General features: G+C 71.5%; 15 protein-coding genes. 9 read left to right on the forward strand and 6 right to left on the reverse strand.

Going from position 1 to position 16,121, the window contains the following annotated elements; all coding sequences use genetic code 11:
• Position 1: 1 nt before the first annotated feature.
• The 6 genes from R2B38_RS06260 to R2B38_RS06285 all read left to right on the forward strand — a co-directional run bounded on the left by R2B38_RS06260 (position 2) and on the right by R2B38_RS06285 (position 5,978).
• Positions 2–1,087 carry an ABC transporter permease subunit gene (locus tag R2B38_RS06260; RefSeq protein WP_318015326.1) on the forward strand — a complete coding sequence of 362 codons (1,086 nt, stop codon included), beginning with the start codon at positions 2–4 and terminating at the stop codon, positions 1,085–1,087.
• Positions 1,087–1,959, forward strand: coding sequence for an ABC transporter permease (locus tag R2B38_RS06265; protein ID WP_318021595.1), 873 nt, complete (start codon positions 1,087–1,089; stop codon positions 1,957–1,959). Before R2B38_RS06260 ends, R2B38_RS06265 begins: the two co-directional genes overlap by 1 nt.
• A complete protein-coding gene (locus tag R2B38_RS06270) occupies positions 1,956–2,714 on the forward strand; it encodes a nucleoside phosphorylase (RefSeq protein ID WP_318015327.1) in 759 nt (252 codons plus the stop codon). Before R2B38_RS06265 ends, R2B38_RS06270 begins: the two co-directional genes overlap by 4 nt.
• A 5-nt stretch (positions 2,715–2,719) precedes the next feature.
• The gene (locus R2B38_RS06275) at positions 2,720–4,015 is read left to right on the forward strand and encodes an amidohydrolase (protein WP_318021596.1); all 1,296 of its coding nucleotides are present in this window, start codon (positions 2,720–2,722) and stop codon (positions 4,013–4,015) included.
• An 85-nt stretch (positions 4,016–4,100) separates the two neighbouring features.
• Positions 4,101–4,772 carry a FadR/GntR family transcriptional regulator gene (locus tag R2B38_RS06280; protein ID WP_033283704.1) on the forward strand — a complete coding sequence of 224 codons (672 nt, stop codon included), beginning with the start codon at positions 4,101–4,103 and terminating at the stop codon, positions 4,770–4,772.
• A gap of 198 nt (positions 4,773–4,970) precedes the next feature.
• Entirely contained in the window at positions 4,971–5,978 is a 1,008-nt protein-coding gene (locus R2B38_RS06285; RefSeq protein ID WP_318015328.1) for a PAC2 family protein, read from the forward strand.
• Between the two features lie 78 nt (positions 5,979–6,056).
• On the opposite strand, the gene mshC is transcribed toward R2B38_RS06285, so the two are convergent.
• The 4 genes from mshC to R2B38_RS06305 all read right to left on the reverse strand — a co-directional run bounded on the left by mshC (position 6,057) and on the right by R2B38_RS06305 (position 9,515).
• Positions 6,057–7,286: a cysteine--1-D-myo-inosityl 2-amino-2-deoxy-alpha-D-glucopyranoside ligase gene (gene mshC, locus R2B38_RS06290; RefSeq protein ID WP_318015329.1), complete on the reverse strand. Its 1,230-nt coding sequence runs from the start codon at positions 7,284–7,286 to the stop codon at positions 6,057–6,059.
• A gap of 94 nt (positions 7,287–7,380) precedes the next feature.
• Positions 7,381–8,199 carry an SCO1664 family protein gene (locus R2B38_RS06295; RefSeq protein WP_318015330.1) on the reverse strand — a complete coding sequence of 273 codons (819 nt, stop codon included), beginning with the start codon at positions 8,197–8,199 and terminating at the stop codon, positions 7,381–7,383.
• Entirely contained in the window at positions 8,163–8,753 is a 591-nt protein-coding gene (locus tag R2B38_RS06300) for a DUF3090 domain-containing protein (RefSeq protein WP_033283700.1), read from the reverse strand. The genes R2B38_RS06295 and R2B38_RS06300 overlap by 37 nt, the downstream gene beginning before the upstream one ends.
• Before the next feature lie 75 nt (positions 8,754–8,828).
• The gene (locus tag R2B38_RS06305; protein ID WP_033283699.1) at positions 8,829–9,515 is read right to left on the reverse strand and encodes a histidine phosphatase family protein; all 687 of its coding nucleotides are present in this window, start codon (positions 9,513–9,515) and stop codon (positions 8,829–8,831) included.
• A 62-nt stretch (positions 9,516–9,577) separates the two neighbouring features.
• On the opposite strand from R2B38_RS06305, the gene corA reads away from it, so the two are divergent.
• Positions 9,578–10,576 carry a magnesium/cobalt transporter CorA gene (gene corA / locus R2B38_RS06310; RefSeq protein ID WP_318015331.1) on the forward strand — a complete coding sequence of 333 codons (999 nt, stop codon included), beginning with the start codon at positions 9,578–9,580 and terminating at the stop codon, positions 10,574–10,576.
• A gap of 14 nt (positions 10,577–10,590) precedes the next feature.
• Here corA and R2B38_RS06315 read toward each other — a convergent pair whose 3' ends face one another.
• Entirely contained in the window at positions 10,591–11,379 is a 789-nt protein-coding gene (locus R2B38_RS06315; RefSeq protein WP_318015332.1) for a ferritin-like domain-containing protein, read from the reverse strand.
• 236 nt (positions 11,380–11,615) lie between these two features.
• Positions 11,616–12,671 (reverse strand): LLM class F420-dependent oxidoreductase, encoded by a 1,056-nt coding sequence (locus R2B38_RS06320; RefSeq protein WP_318015333.1) that lies wholly within the window; start codon positions 12,669–12,671, stop codon positions 11,616–11,618.
• 186 nt (positions 12,672–12,857) lie between these two features.
• On the opposite strand from R2B38_RS06320, the gene R2B38_RS06325 reads away from it, so the two are divergent.
• Entirely contained in the window at positions 12,858–13,841 is a 984-nt protein-coding gene (locus tag R2B38_RS06325) for an aldo/keto reductase (protein WP_318015334.1), read from the forward strand.
• Entirely contained in the window at positions 13,838–16,111 is a 2,274-nt protein-coding gene (locus R2B38_RS06330) for a helix-hairpin-helix domain-containing protein (RefSeq protein ID WP_318015335.1), read from the forward strand. The genes R2B38_RS06325 and R2B38_RS06330 overlap by 4 nt, the downstream gene beginning before the upstream one ends.
• The last annotated feature ends 10 nt before the right edge of the window (positions 16,112–16,121 follow it).

Below are 16,121 nucleotides of genomic sequence, written 5' to 3' on the forward strand. Positions count from 1 at the left end.
CATGACGCACACTCAGATACCGCGCATATCAGGGGTGTTGCGCTCCCCCGTCACCTTCTCCGTGCTCGCGGGCCTGGTCATCGGCGCCCTGTTCCTCGTCGGCACCGGCGCGGACCCGATCACGGCGTACGGCGCCGTCCTCACCGGCTCGCTCGGCGCGGACGGCATCGGTTCCACGCTGAGCACCGGCACCAGCGTGCTCGGCGTGGCGCTCGCGCTGGCGATCCCGCTGCGCGCCGGGCTGATCAACCTCGGCGGCGACGGCCAGATGGTCCTCGGCGGCATCACGGCGGCCGTGACCGGCCTCTACTCCCCGCTGCCGGCCCCCCTGACCGTCGTACTGGCCCTGCTCGCGGGCATGGCGGCGGGCGCCGCGTACGCCGCCCTGGCCGCCCTGTGCGAGAACCGGCTCGGCGTCCCGCTCCTGGTCAGCAGCCTGCTGCTGAGCTACCCGGCGGTCTCGCTCGCCTCCTACTTGGCGCGCTACCCGCTCAAGGAACCCGGCTCCAGCCTCCCCCAGACCCGCGCGATGCCGGACGGCGTGGCGCTGCCCGCGTTCGGCGACTCGACGGTCACCATCGGGCTCGTCCTGGTGGTCCTCGCGGCGGCCGCCTACTGGTTCACCGACAAGCGCACGGCGTTCGGCTACGAGATCCGCATGACGGGCCTCAACTCCCGCTTCGCCGCCTACGCCGGTGTCGAACGCCGGGGCCTCACCCTCAAGTTGATGTCCGTCTCCGGCGCACTGGCCGGACTCGTGGGCGCCATCGGGGTGTTGAGCTTCCCGTACCGCTTCGTCGACGGCTCGCTCACCGCACCCGGCTACACCTGGACGGGACTTACGGCGGCCCTGCTCGCAGCCGCGGCGCCGCTCGGCACGGTCGTCGCCTCCTTCTTCTTCGCCGTCCTCGCGGTCGGCGGCCTGGCGATGGAGCGGACGACCGAGGTGCCGCGCGAGCTGACACAGGTGCTCCAGGCCATCGTGATCGTGTTCCTGGCGGCCCGACTGCGCTTCCCCAGCGGGTGGTTCAGGAGACGGCCCCGGAAAAGCTCCCAGGAAAGCCCTCAGGAAATCGGGGCCGCGTGATGTTCTTCGACTCCGATCTGCTGATGTCGGCGCTGCGCGCGCTGACCCCCATCCTGCTGGCCGCACTCGGCGGTGCCCTGTGCGAGCGTGCGGGCGTCTTCAACATCGGCCTCGAAGGCATGATGCTGATGGGCTGCTTCACGTCGGTGGCCACGAGTTGGTTCACGGGCAGTGCCTGGCTCGGCGTCCTCGCCGCCGCCCTCGCGGCGGCCGCGTATTCGCTGATCCTCGCCGTCGGCGCGGTAACTCTGCGCGGGGACGCGGTCGTTCTCGGAATCGCCATGAATCTCCTGGCAGTTGGCCTGACCAGCTTCCTGCTGCGTACGGTCTTCGGTGTGCAGGGCACTTTCGACGATCCGTCACTCGCCGGGCTGCCGTTGGTCGGTGGCTTCACCCCGCTCGCGTATCTGGCGTTCGTCACGGTCGCGGTGGCCGCGGTGATGCTGTCCCGGAGTGTGTGGGGGCTGCGGCTGCGCGGGGTCGGTGAGGCGCCGGACGCGGCGGCCACGCTCGGGGTGAGCCCGGCGAAGTACAAGTACGCGGCGGTGCTGATCTCGGGTGTCCTGTGCGGGCTCGCGGGGGCCCAACTCGCGCTCGGCAACGTCACGTTGTTCTCCGAGAACATGACGGCGGGCCGGGGCTGGATCGCCGTCGTCGCGGTCATGCTCGGCCGCGCGGCACCCGTCGGCGTGCTGCTCGCCGCGCTGCTCTTCGGTCTCGCCGAGGCCGCCGGCTTCCGCCTCCAGGGCGTCGGCCTGCCCCAACAGGCCACCGACGCCGCGCCCTACGTCGTGACGCTCGTCGCCCTCTTCCTCTCGACGGCCCGCCGCCGTCGCCGTACCGCCAACTCCCCTTCCGGAGCCACCACATGACGCAGGACCTGCTGCCCATCACCCGCATTCCTCGCACCGGACTTCCCGTGCACGCGGTCGTCGTCGGCGACCCGGCGCGTGCCGCTGCCGTCGCCGCGCTGCTGGACGGTGCCGAGGAGGTGTCGTACCACCGCGAATACCGTGTGTTCAGCGGGAGTTGGAAGGGCCTGCCGGTCACCGTCGCCTCGCACGGAGTGGGCGGACCGGGCGCGATCCTGCTGTTCCAGGAACTGGCGGACGCGGGCGTCCGCACCTTCCTGCGCTTCGGCACGGCGGGCGCGATGAAGCCCGGCATCGGCGACGGCGACCTCGTCATCGCCGAGGCGGCCGTACGCGACGACGGCGTCACCCAGCAACTCCTCCCCCCGGAGTACCCGGCCGTCTCCTCCCCCGAGGCCGTCTTCGCCCTCCAGCGCGCGGCCCGCGCCGCCGACGCCCCGCACCACCGCGGCATCGTCTGGACCCGAGCGGCCTTCCAGCCCGGCCTCCTCCCCCTCTTCTCCTACGACGGCGCCGGGCTCGCGGCGATCGAGATGGAGCTGTCGGCGCTGCTGGTGACGGCCTCGCTGCGGGGTCTTGTCGCGGGCGGGGTGCTGGTCATCGACGGTGCCAACGCCGATGAACTCGTCGACGCGGAGACCACCGGAGGGTACGACCCGCACCGGGAGGTCGTCGCGGCCGGTGTCGAGCGCGGGGCGATCGTCTCCTTGGAGGCGCTCCGACTGCTCGCCGAGGGCGAGGAGTTGACGGCGTGAGCACCTTGAACATCGACCTGTTGGTGCACGGCGGTGACGTCCTCACCGTCGACGAGGCCGGAGCGGTCGTACGGGACGGGGCAGTTGCCGTCCACGAGGGCGCGATCGTCGCCGTAGGACCGGCCGCGGAGCTGACAACTCGGTTCAGGGCGGCGGAGTCCATTGACGCGTCGGGCTGTCTCGTCCTGCCCGGACTCATCAACACGCACACCCACCTCGCGATGACGCTGCTGCGCGGCCGGGCCGACGACGTGACTCTCCAGGGCTTCCTGGAACGGGTGTTGAAGTGGGAGGCCGAACTGCTGACGCCGAAGAACGTGGCGGCAGCGGTGCGGCTCGCGGTGGCCGAGAGCGTGCGGGCCGGGGTGACCTCGGCGCTCGACATGTACTGGTTCCACGAGGCGGCCGAGCAGGCGGCGCGCGAGACGGGCTGGCGACTGCACACCGGGCCCACCTTCATGGACGTACCGGAACCGCCTGACCGTCTCGCCTACGAGGACCGACTCGACTGGGCGCGACGGGACTTGGCGGCGCGGGGCACCACACGCCCCGGCCTGCGCCCGGTCCTCTTCGCGCACTCGACCTACACCCTCGCCCCTGACCAGTTGGTCGAAATCGCCGCTCTGGCAAGGGAGTTCGGGGCACTCCTGCACATCCACGCGGCGGAGAACCCGACCGAGGTCGCCACCGTCGAGGTCAAGTACGGCAAGCGGCCTGTGGAGTTGCTCGACTCGCTCGGGCTGCTCGGTCCCGATCTGCTGCTCGCGCACGCCGTGGATCTGACCGGCCCGGAGATCGCGGCACTGGCCCGTACGGGTACGTCGGTCGCCCACTGTCCCGTCTCCAACCTGAAGTTGGGCTGCGGAATCGCGCCTGTGCCACGGCTGTTGAGCGCGGGCGTCACCGTCGGGCTGGGCACGGACGGTGCGGTCAGCTCCAACACGCTGGACGTGCTGGGCGCCGTACGGCAGGCGGCTCTCGTGCACAAGGCGGGCGGTGACCCGACTGCGGTCGGTGCCGAACAGGCCGTACGGATGGCGACGATCGAGGGCGCGCGAGCGCTGGGCCTGGGTGATCACCTGGGTTCGCTGGAGGCCGGCAAGCGGGCCGATCTCGTCGTACTCGATCTCGACGCGCCGCATCTGCGGCCGCTGCACGACCCGTGGTCGACGCTCGCGTACGCGGCGCACTCGGCGGACGTACGGGACACGGTGGTGGACGGCCGGGTGCTGATGCGGAACCGGACACTGGCCACGCTGGACGAGGAAGCCGTGCTCGCGGAGCTCGAAGCACTTGCCTGAGCTGTGGATTTCCCTCCCGTTCAGCCTGCTGAACCCGCATAATGCACCTGATACATCGGACGTCTGAGCAAGAGAGAGGCCGGCCATGGCAGTCACCGATGAGGCGATCGAGAAAATCAAGGGAATGATCGTCTCCGGCGCGCTGCGTCCCGGGGACCGGCTGCCCAAGGAGAGCGAACTCGCCGCCGAACTGGGCCTGTCCCGCAACTCCCTGCGGGAGGCCGTGCGCGCCCTGTCACTGATCCGCATCCTGGACGTGCGGCAGGGCGACGGCACGTACGTCACGAGCCTCGATCCCCAACTCCTGCTGGAGGCGCTGAGTTTCGTCGTCGACTTCCACCGCGACGACACGGTCCTCGAATTCCTGGCCGTACGGCGGATTCTGGAGCCGGCCGCCACGGGGATGGCGGCGCTGCGGATCAGCGAGCAGCAACTGGACGCGCTCTCCGCCCAGTTGGACGCGCTGGGCGGTGCCCCCTCGGTGGAGGAACTGGTCGCGTGCGACCTGGAGTTCCACCGGGGCATCGTGCAGAGCTCCGGCAACTCGGTGCTCTGCTCGCTCCTCGACGGTCTGTCCGGGCCGACCACGCGAGCCCGGATCTGGCGCGGTCTGACCCAGGAGGACGCGGTGAGCCGGACCCTGCACGAGCACCGGGCGATCCTGGGCGCGCTGCGCGACCGGGACGCGGAGGCGGCGCGGTCGTGGGCGACCGTGCACATCGCGAGCGTGGAGCAGTGGCTGCGTTCGACCCTGTGATCGAGTGACGCGCCCAGCTGATCCATCGGAGGAGTGACCGGCCGGGACGGGTCCGCACAGGATGGCGATCTTGTGTGTTCGACCGTCCCGGACGGGGCAGGCATGGGTTCACTCCCCCGTGCAAGGGGGCTGCGGGCGCCCCCGCCGGACGCCGTAAGGTTGGGGCGTACGCGAGGGCAGATCGGAAGGAGGCGCTGGGTGATCGAGCTGGAGGGGGTTCCCGAGCTGATCGACCCAGTGATGGTGGCCGCGTTCGAGGGCTGGAACGACGCCGGCGACGCCGCCTCCACCGCGGTCGCGCACCTGGACAGGGAGTGGAAGGGCGAGGTGTTCGCGGCGCTGGACGCCGAGGACTACTACGACTTCCAGGTCAACCGGCCCACGGTGTGGATGGACGCCGGCGTGCGAAAGATCACATGGCCGACAACGCGCCTCTCGGTGGTCCGGGTCGGCGGCGAGAAGCCGCGCGATCTCGTACTCGTCCGAGGTATCGAACCGTCGATGCGCTGGCGCTCGTTCTGCAACGAACTGCTGGGCTTCGCCCACGAGTTGGGCGTGGAGCTGGTGGTGATCCTGGGCGCGCTGCTCGGTGACACCCCGCACACGCGTCCGGTGCCGATCAGCGGCACCACGTCGGACGCGGACCTGGCGCAGCGGATGGACCTGGAGGAGACGAAGTACGAGGGTCCCACCGGGATCGTCGGCATCCTCCAGGAGGCGTGCACGCACGCGGGCGTACCGGCCGTGTCGCTGTGGGCGGCGGTGCCGCACTACGTGTCGCAGCCGCCCAACCCGAAGGCCACCCTGGCGCTGCTCAACCGCCTGGAGGACCTGATCGACGTGCGTATCCCGCTGGGCGAGCTGCCCGAGGACGCGCGCGCCTGGCAGGTCGGCGTGGACCAGCTGGCCGCCGAGGACAGCGAGGTCGCCGAGTACGTCCAGACGCTGGAGGAGGCCCGGGACACCGCGGAGCTGCCGGAGGCGTCGGGCGAGGCGATCGCGCGTGAGTTCGAACGCTATCTGCGGAGGCGTGACGGCGGCGGCAACCCGACGCCCGGTGGTCACGCGACGGCGGACGGCAGCGACAGCGCGTCGTATCTGCGGGACAACCCCGGCGGCCGTGCGAAGCCGACGAGACCCGCGAAGCCGGACACGGAGCCGGAGCCGGATGCCGACGCGGACGACGAGGACTCCTCCGAGGAGTGAGTCCGCCGGTCAACAGGATGTGAGACAGGGGCGGTTCCTCCCGGGTGGGAGGAACCGCCCCTGTTCTGTGGGCTGTTGCTAGAGGGCCACGCCCAACAGGGCGTCCACGGCACGCGAGACGACGCCGGGGGCGCCCTCGTCGCTGCCGCCCCGGTCCCGCTGGAGAGCGGCCCAGCGGTCGACCGCGGCGAGCGCGGCCGGGGCGTCCAGGTCGTTCGCGAGGGCCTCGCGCATCTCCTCGACGACCGTGACGGCGGAGGGGCCATCGGGCCGGGAGACGGCGGCACGCCAGCGCCCGAGCCGGGCGACCGCGTCCGCGAGCACCCCGTCGGTCCACTCCCAGTCGGAGCGGTAGTGGTGGGCGAGCAGGGCGAGCCGGATGGCGGCCGGGTCGACGCCCTCGCGGCGCAGTGCGGAGACGAAGACGAGGTTGCCCCGGGACTTCGACATCTTCTCGCCGTCGAGGCCGACCATGCCGGCGTGGACGTACGCCTTGGCCATCGGGAACTCGCCGGTCAGCACCTGGGCGTGCGAGGCGCCCATCTCGTGGTGCGGGAAGGCGAGGTCGGAGCCGCCGCCCTGCACGTCGAAGCCCATGCCGAGGTGGTCCAGGGCGATGGCCACGCACTCGATGTGCCAGCCGGGGCGCCCGCGGCCCAACGAACCGCCGTCCCAGCTCGGTTCGCCCTCGCGGGCCGCCATCCAGAGCATCGGGTCGAGCGGGTTCTTCTTGCCCGGGCGGTCCGGGTCGCCGCCGCGCTCGGCGGACAGCAGGCGCATGGCGGCCGCGTCGAGGTTCGAGACCTTGCCGAAGTTCGGGTCGGACCCTACGGAGAAGTAGGTGTCCCCCTCCAGCTCGTAGGCGGCACCGGCGTCCCTGAGGCGCTCGACGAGCGGCACGATGCCGGGTATCGCCTCGACCGCGCCGATGTACTGCTTCGGGGGCAGCATGCGCAGCGCGGTCATGTCCTCGCGGAAGAGCGCGATCTCCTTCTCCGCGAGGGCCACCCAGTCGACGCCGTCGCGCTCGGCGCGCTCCAGGAGCGGGTCGTCGACGTCGGTCACGTTCTGGACGTAGTAAACCTGCCGCTTCGTGTCGAGCCACACGCGCTGCACGAGGTCGAACGCGTTGTAGGTCGCCGCGTGCCCCATGTGGGTGGCGTCGTACGGCGTGATGCCGCAGACGTACATACGGGCGATGTGACCGGGGTCCAGGGTGACCAGACCGCCGGTCGCGGTGTCGTGGATCCGGAGGTCGCGGCCCTTGCCGGGAAGGGCGGGGACCTCAGAAGCGGGCCAGGCATACATGTCATGAGCGTAACCGGACGGATAATCCGTTTACGAACCGGACCAGGCCGTATGGCCGGTAAGGCGCTCTTGCGGGGTCACCGCTCGTATGCAGTCACACCGGCGGCCACGGAATGGCCGGCCACTCACCGCTCGGCTCGGGATGCTTCCCGTCCGCCAGCATCGCGTCGACCCGCGCGCGCGTGGCGTCGAGTTCCGCGTCGGTGATCAGCTCGGCGAGCTTCACGGCGAGCCCGCCACCGTCCCTCAGCGCCTCCCTGAGCGCCTGGAGGACGTCGACCGCCTCCGGAGTCAGCGGCTCGCCCGCCCAGCCCCACAGGAGGGTGCGCAGCTTGTTCTCGGCGTTGAAGGTGACACCGTGGTCGATGCCGTAGAGGCGCCCCTCGTCGGCGGGCAGCAGATGGCCGCCCTTGCGGTCGGCGTTGTTGATGACCGCGTCCAGGACGGCGAGCCTGCGCAGCCGCTCGTCGTCGGCGTGCACCAGGAGGGCCGTTTTGCCTTCGCCGACCTCGGCGAAGCCGATGGCTTTCCAGCCCTCCTCGGGTTCCTCGCCGTCGACCAGGGCGAGCAGTTCGGACTCGGCCGCGGTCTCGATCCACAGCTGGCACATGCCCTCGCCGTACGGCCCGTCGCGCAGCACGGTGGTCGGCACGAGGCTCCAACCGGTCGCCTCGGAGACCTCGTAGGCGGCGACCTCGCGCCGGGCGAGGTTGCCGTCCGGGAAGTCCCACAGGGGGCGCTCCCCGGCGACGGGTTTGTACACGCAGGACGCCTCGCGGCCCTCGTACGTCACGGAGCAGAACAGCACCGCGTTCGAGGCCTCGCGGATCTGCCCGCGCACTGTCAGCTCACCCTTGGCGAGCAGCTCGGCCGTGGTCACGCTCCGCGGCGGTATCCGTTCTGGCGCGGACATACGTGTCCTTCCGGGTCGAGCGGGAGGCTGCACAGCGGGCAGGGCGGACGGCCGGCGTTGACGACGTCCAGGGCCCGCTTGGCGAAGGCGCGGGCCTGGGCTCCGGTGAGGCGGACCCGCAGCATCGGGGGGCCGTTCTCCTCGTCCTGGAGGAGGCGCTCCTCGGCCTCGGCGAGGTCCTCGTCGGTGTCGGCGTCGAGTTCGACGAGGGCCTGCGCCTCGACGATCATGCGCTGCTCCTCACCGTCCCAGGCGAGCGCCATGGTGCCGACGCGGAACTCCTCCTCGACGGGGGTCTCCAGCGGGCGGGTGTCGGAGATCTCGGTGGGGGTGACGGCCGGGACGGCCGCGCTGCCGCCACTGCGCCGTACGACCTCGTCCAGAAGCTCGTCCATGCGCTCGGCGAGCGCGGCGACCTGCGTCTTCTCCAGGGCCACGCTGGTCACCCGAGGACCCGAGGCGGCCTGGAGGAAGAACGTACGGCGCCCGGGCAGTCCGACCGTGCCGGCTACGAAGCGGTCCGGCGGGTCGTAGAGGAACACCTGACGGGACACGTCCTGTCTCCATGGGAATCGACTGCTGACAAGTGCGGCGCTACTGCGACCGCTTCACCCTACTGCGGCCGACGATCACGGTGCGCCCGCGCCGCCCCCGACCGTGGCGTGGTCGCCCGGGGGCTCCTCGCGCGGCGCCAGGGAGGCGAGATCACCGGTGTCCCCGAGCCGTACGAGAAAAGGCCTGAGACGGGTGTAACGGATCGCGGTGATGGAACACGGTTCTACAGAGATCCGCTGGAAGAGGTCGAGATGAAGTCCGAGTGCGTCCGCGACAAGGGACTTGATGATGTCGCCGTGCGAGCACATGAGGTAGACGGCGTCGGCGCCGTGATCGCGCTCCACGCGCGCGTTCCACTCGCGTACGGCCTCGGCCGCGCGGGTCTGCATCGCGCGCATCGACTCGCCGCCGGGGAACGCGGCCGACGAGGGGTGCGACTGGACGACCTCCATCAGGGGCTCGTCCATCAGCTCGGCGAGCTTGCGGCCCGACCAGTCCCCGTAGTGGCACTCCCCGATCCGCTCCTCCGTGTGCAGCCGCAGCTCGGGGCGGGCGTCCAGGAGGGGCTGGAGGGTCTCCTGGCAGCGCTGCAGCGGGCTGGCGACGACCTCGGCGATCGGCAGCGCGGCGAGCCGTCCGGGGAGCGCGGCGGCCTGGGCGTTGCCCCGCTCGTCGAGGGCGACACCGGGCGTCCAGCCGGCGAGCACTCCCCCGGTGTTGGCGGTCGAACGTCCGTGCCGGACAAGGATCAACGTGGGCATGGGGCCAAGGGTAGGCGCACGTGCGGGTGCGTCTTCGACCGGACGGCGGGAGAATACGCACCGTGATCGTCGACTACGCCATCTACCGTGACGGACGCCGGACGGAGGGGCCCGGCGACTTCTCCGACGGCCTGGACCACTGCCGCCGCGTGGGCGACGCCTTCGTCTGGATCGGCCTCTACGAGCCTACGGAGAAGGAGTTCGACCGCGTCACCCAGGAGTTCGCCCTGCACCCCCTGGCCGTCGAGGACGCCCTCACCGCGCATCAACGCCCCAAGCTGGAGGTCTACGACGACTCGCTCTTCGTGGTCCTCAAGCCGGTGGGCTACGAGGCCGACAGCGACGTCGTCACCTCCGGCGAGGTCATGGTCTTCGTGGGCGACTCCTTCGTGGTGACCGTCCGGCACGGCATGGAGGCTCCCCTGGCGGCCGTACGACACCGTCTTGAGGAGGAGCCGGAGATGCTGCGGCACGGGCCGACGGCGGTGCTGTACTCGATCGCGGACGCGGTGGTCGACCACTACGTGGACGTGGCGGGCGAGTTGCAGACCGACCTGGAGGAGCTGGAGGCGGCGGTGTTCTCGCCGACGGGTGGCGGCTCGCGGACCACGGCCTCGCGGATCTACACCTTCAAGCGGCAGATCCTGGAGTTCCGCCGGGCGACCGGACCGCTCGCACAGCCGCTGGCCCGGCTCGCGGGCGTCGGTCTCGCCGGGGACCGGGTGCCGTTCGTGAACGACAGGTCGCGGCCGTTCTTCCGTGACGTGAACGACCACCTGATGAAGGTCAACGAGTCCGTGGAGGGCTTGGACCGGCTGGTGTCGGACGTCCTGTCGGCGCATCTCGCGCAGACCAGCGTCCGGCAGAACGACGACATGCGGAAGATCTCCGGCTGGGCCGCCATGGCCGCCGTCCCCACGATGATCGCGGGGATCTACGGCATGAACTTCGACCACATGCCGGAGCTGCACTGGCTGTGGGGGTATCCGGGGGTGATCCTGCTGATGCTCGCCCTGGAGGTGCTGCTGTACCGGACGTTCAAGCGGCGCGGCTGGCTGTAGAGCGCTTCTCGGGCCTACGCGAACTCAGCGGCCGCGGTGGCCGGTCCGCCGAGGGCGTCACGGCGCTCCGGCATCCTCAGGGACACCATCCGCCGCCAGCCGCCGAGCCGTTCGTAGGCGTACACGGCGTGGATGCCCGCGGCGAGCGCGGCCGACTTGGCGCGCGGCCAGCCGAGGACGCGTCCCATGTGGGCCATCACCGCGAGGCTGACGTCACGGTAGACGCGGATCTCCGCCAACGCGCACTCCCGGAGCGTCCGTTGGATGGCGCGGCCGTGTCCGGCGGCGGCGAAGCGCAGCAACTCCTCGTGGCAGTAGGCGAGATGGTTGTCCTCGTCGTTCGAGATCATCCGTACCGCGCGGCCGAGGTCGGGGTGGTCGGCGAAGTTCCTGCGCAGCAGGTCCATCTCCTCGGAGGCGCGCTGTTCGGTGACCCGGCTGTGCGCGAGATAGGTGACGATGTCCTGGACGGTGAGCGGCGTCTCGCCCTTGAGCTTCTCGTGCGCGAGACCGATGCCCTGCCGCTCCAGAAGCATCGTGTAGTCGGTGTCGGCCGGAACCGGGACGGGTGTAAGGCCGCGCTTCTTAAGAAGGGCGTTGAAAATGCGCCCGTGCTTGTCCTCGTCTGCGCCGTGCCGGCTGATCTTGGGGGCGAGGTCGCGTTCGGCCGGCGGGACGAGGACGGCGATGCGTCCGTTCTCCCAGCCGCCCTGGGACTCGCCGCTGGCCGCGATGGAGCAGAACAGCCGGAACGACTCGTCGTTGTCGAGGATCTCCTGGAACAGACTCTTGGCCGACAGCATCTGAACGCACCTCCATGCAGGATTCCGCCGCATTCCGCAAAGAACGAGTCAAATGCGGCGCCAGAGGTGCCGCAACAGCACTGTCGGACAACTCCGCCAAAAGGAGGACTACGGATGTCCCGTCGGGGGCGTAACCGCACGGCCCGCCGCGCGTTGTTCCCCGTGACGGCCGTGGCGGGGAAGACCCCCCGAGCCCCCACCACGGCCGTAGAAAACTTCCGTACGGCAGAGCCGCGTCACGCGAGACCCGCGCGCTCCAGTGCTTCCGTTCCGGCGCGGAGGGCGGCGATCCGCTCCTCCAGGGTCCAGCCCGCCGGGGCGAGCGTCAGGGTGGTGACACCGGCCGCCGCGTACTCCTTCATCCGGTCCGCGATGCGGTCCACGGAGCCCAGCAGCGTCGTCTTGTCGATCAGGTCGTGCGGGATCGCCGCGGCGGCGCCTTCCTTGTCGCCGGACAGGTACTTGTCCTGGATCTCGGCAGCGGCCGCCTCGAAGCCCATGCGCTGGGCCAGCTTGTTGTAGAAGTTCTGCTGCCGGCTGCCCATGCCGCCGACGTACAGCGCGGTGTACGGGCGGAAGGTGTCGGCGAGCTTCTCGACGTCCTTGTCCTCGCCGAAGGCGAGCGGGACCGTCGGGACGATGTCGAAGCCTTCGAGGGTCTTGCCCGCCTTCTCGCGCCCGGCCCGCAGGTACCTGATGGCGGTGTCCTCCAGGTGCTCGGCCGAGGGGAAGATCAGCAGCGCGCCGTCGGCGATCTCGCCGGTCTGCTCCAGGTTCTTCGGGCCGATCGCCGCGATGTACAGCGGGATGTGCTCGCGCTCCGGGTGCACGGTCAGCTTGAGGGGCTTGCCCGGGCCGCCGGGCAGCGGCAGCGTCCAGTGCTCGCCGTCGTAGGACAGGCGCTCGCGGGTCATCGCCTTGCGGACGATCTCGACGTACTCACGCGTGCGTGCCAGCGGCTTGTCGAACTTGACGCCGTACCAGCCCTCGGAGACCTGCGGGCCCGAGACGCCGAGGCCGAGGCGGAAGCGGCCCCCGGAGAGCGAGTCGAGGGTCGCGGCGGTCATCGCCGTCATCGCGGGCTGGCGGGCCGGGATCTGGAAGATGGCCGAGCCGACGTCGATGCGCTCGGTCTGCGCGGCGACCCAGGTGAGCACCGTGGCCGCGTCGGAGCCGTAGGCCTCGGCGGCCCAGCACACCGAGTAGCCGAGGCGGTCGGCCTCCTGCGCCACGGCGAGGTTGTCGCCGTCCATTCCGGCACCCCAGTAGCCGAGGTTGATCCCGAGCTGCATGGCAGACCCCTTACCGATCAGTAACGTCGCTGTTGTGCCGACCCTAGCGCGCGGTGGCCGGAGCGGACAGGACGGGTACCGGTGAGTGATCACGGAGCGTGCCGCGGGAGGGACTGTGGATCATCGTGGAAATCGGTTATCCACAGGCCACCACACCGCAGGTTCAGGCCAGTAATCTCGGCGTTCATGGAGCAGAGGCATCTCGGCCGTACCGGCCTTCGTGTGTCCCGGATCGGACTCGGCACCCTCACGTGGGGGCGCGACACCGACGAGCATGACGCCGCGGACCTCTTGAAGGCGTTCTGGGAGGCCGGCGGCACCCTCGTCGACACGGCGGACGTGTACGGCGACGGGGAGGCCGAGTACCTGCTCGGGCAGCTCATAGAAGGGCTCGTGCCGCGCCGGGACCTGGTCATCTCGACGAAGGCGGGGAGCGTACCCGACCCCGACCGCCGCTTCGACGGCTCGCGCGGCCATCTGCTCGCCGCGCTGGACGCCTCGCTGGCCCGCCTCGGCACGGACTACGTCGACGTGTGGCACATCCACGGCTTCGACCCGTTCACGCCGCTGGAGGAGACCCTCCAGGCCCTCGACCTGGCGGTCAGCAGTGGGCGGGCACGCTACGCGGGCGTCTCGAACTATTGCGGCTGGCAGCTGGCCAAGGCGGCGACCTGGCAGCTCGCGGCACCGGGCACGCGGACGCGGCTGGCGAGCACGCAGCTGGAGTACTCGCTGCTGCAGCGGGGCGTGGAGCGCGAGGTGCTGCCGGCCGCCCTCGACCTGGGCATCGGACTGCTGCCCTCCTCGCCGCTCGGGCGCGGGGTCCTCACCGGCAAGTACCGGCACGCGACTCCGGCCGACTCGCGCGGCGCCGCGGAGCACATGGCGCCCTTCGTCGCGCCGTACCTCGACGACACGGCGGCCCGCATCGTGGACGCGGTGACCATCGCCGCGGACGGGCTCGCCGTGACGCCCCTCCAGGTCGCCCTCGCCTGGGTCCGCGACCGGCCCGGGGTGGCCGCCCCGATCGTCGGCGCGCGCAACGCGCAGCAGCTCACGGCCGCATTGTCAGTGGAGGCCCTTAGTCTTCCTGACGAGATCTGCCGAGCGCTCGACGATGTGTCGGCGCCTCTGCACCGCTATCCCGATCACGACTGGAGCACGCTGTGAGCACGGACCCGGAGACCACGGAGACCTCGCCGTCCGAGGACACGGGCACGGACACCGGGGAGGGCGCCGAGGGCGCGGGGGCGGACGTAGCCTCGGGCGCCGAGAGCACCGGTGAGGACCCGGCCGCGGAAGGCACCGAGAGCACCGGTGAGGCCAAGACCGAGGCCGCTCCCGAACTGTCCGAGGCCGCCGCCGAGTTGCTGGCGCAGCAGGTGGAGCGGGAGCGCATCGAGCGGCGCAAGGCGGAGAAGGCCGGGCCCATCGCGGCCGGGGCCAAGCTCACCGGCACGGCCGCCGATCTGCTCGCGGCGGTACGGGCCGTGGAGAGCGGCGACAAGCCCGTGACCACCCCCTTCGCCAAGCCGGAACCCGCCGCCCCGCGCCGATCGGCCGCCCCCGAAGCGGTACGACAGCCACAGCCCGTCCCGACCGAGCCCGGCGCCCCCGCGACCGAGACCGTCGAGTCCGTACGGCGTGTGCTGGCCGAGGGCGGTGCGCCCGAGACGCTCGCGGCCCAGGTCGCGGCGGCGCTCGGCGAGGGAGCCGACGACCAACTCCGCGAAGATCCTTGGCAGTTGCTGCGCGTCCCCGGTGTACGGCCCGAGCAGGCCGACGGGTTCGCGCGGGCGCTGCTCGGCGACGGGTGCGCGCCGGACGACGAGCGACGGGGCCGCGCGGTCATCGGCTGGCTCCTGGAGCAGGCGGCCCTGGCCGGTCATACGGCCCTGGAGGCCTCGGCGTTGACGGCCGCGCTGGCCAAGCAAGGCGTGCCCGACCCGGACGCGGCGACGCAGAGCGCCATCGCCGAGGGTGAAGTGCTGGTCTTCCAGGACGCGTTGGACGAGCCCGCGGTCCCGGTGCAGCGCGGCGACGACGCCCCCGACGAGGACACGGAGGCCGAGGAGCGTCCGGTCCGCGTGCTGATCGGCCTGGAGCGGTACGCGCTCGCCGAGGAGAGCCTCGCCGACGGACTCGCCAAGCTGATCAACTCGGTGCCGAAGGAGGACGGTTCGGCGGCGGACTGGGAGCAGGCGGGTGCCGCCAAGGGCTCCACCGGCGAGCTGATCCGCGCGGTCGCGGGCCACGGCCTGGTGCTCCACACCGGCGGGGAGGCGTCCCTGGAGGAACCGGCGGCACTGCTCCGCGCGGCGGCGGGGTTCGGGCTGCGTGTCTGGGCCGCCGCCCACAGTCCGGTGGGACGGGACCGGTTCGCGGCGACACTGACCCGGAGCACGGAATCGGAAAGCCCGTCGTCCACCGAGCCGGAGGGAGCCGCGTCCGCCGAGTCGGACAGCCCCGCCCCGGATGACGGCCCCCGTGCCGCCACCGTCGCCGGGCTCCTGTCCGGTGCCGAAGGGCCCGGGCGGGACGCGGACGGTGCCCTCGACCTCGATCTGCTCGTCGTGCTCGACGCGCCTCAACTGGACGTCGAGACGGCGGCGTTGCTCAGTGAGTCGTTGCCGGACGGGGCCCGGCTGGTGCTGGCCGGGGATCCGGCCGTGTTGTGGTCGGCGGGTGCCGGGCGGGTCTTCGCGGATCTGCTCGCGTCGAAGGCCTGCCCCCAGGTCGTCTCGCGGCGACCGGATCTCGGTCCCGTGGGCGAGCTGGTCTCGGGCATCGGCATCGGTGAGCTGAACCAGGTGGAGGCCCCGGGCAAGGAGGTCGTGATCGTGCCGGTGCGCGACGCCGGTGAGGCCGTGCACCGGACCGTGCAGCTCGTCGCCGACTCGGTGCCGCGGGTGATCGGCGTCCCGGCCGAGCAGACGGTGGTGATCACGCCGGGCCACGGCGGCGCGGCCGGCACCCGTGCCCTGAACGTGGCGCTGAAGGAGCGGCTCAACCCCGGCCCCGGCCGCTTCGGCGGCTTCGACCCCGGCGACCGGATCGCGTACTCCCCCACCCCGGGCCGTACGGTTCCCGGCCGGGTGGTGAACGCCGACGCCGAGGGGCTGCACCTCGCGTGCGCCGGCGGGCCCGTGGTCGTACCGAAGGAGCGGGTCGAGCAGTCCGTGCGGCACGGGTGGGCGCTGACCGCGCACCAGGCCGTCGGGGTGCGGTGGCCCGCGGTGGTCGTGGTACTGCCCGGGGACGCGGCGCAGGCGCTCAGCCGGCCGTGGGTGTACACGGCGTTCAGCCGGGCCGACCGGCATCTGTCCGTCGTCCACGGTGTGGACCAGGCGCTGCCCCGGGCCGTCGCCGAGGTCCCGGCCAAGCCGCGGACGACCCGGCTGCCGGTGCTGCTGCGACCGCAGGTCCCGGCGCAGGTCTGAGCCCGGACGG

Origin of the sequence: Streptomyces sp. N50 (genome assembly GCF_033335955.1) — a bacterium.
GTDB lineage: Bacteria > Actinomycetota > Actinomycetes > Streptomycetales > Streptomycetaceae > Streptomyces.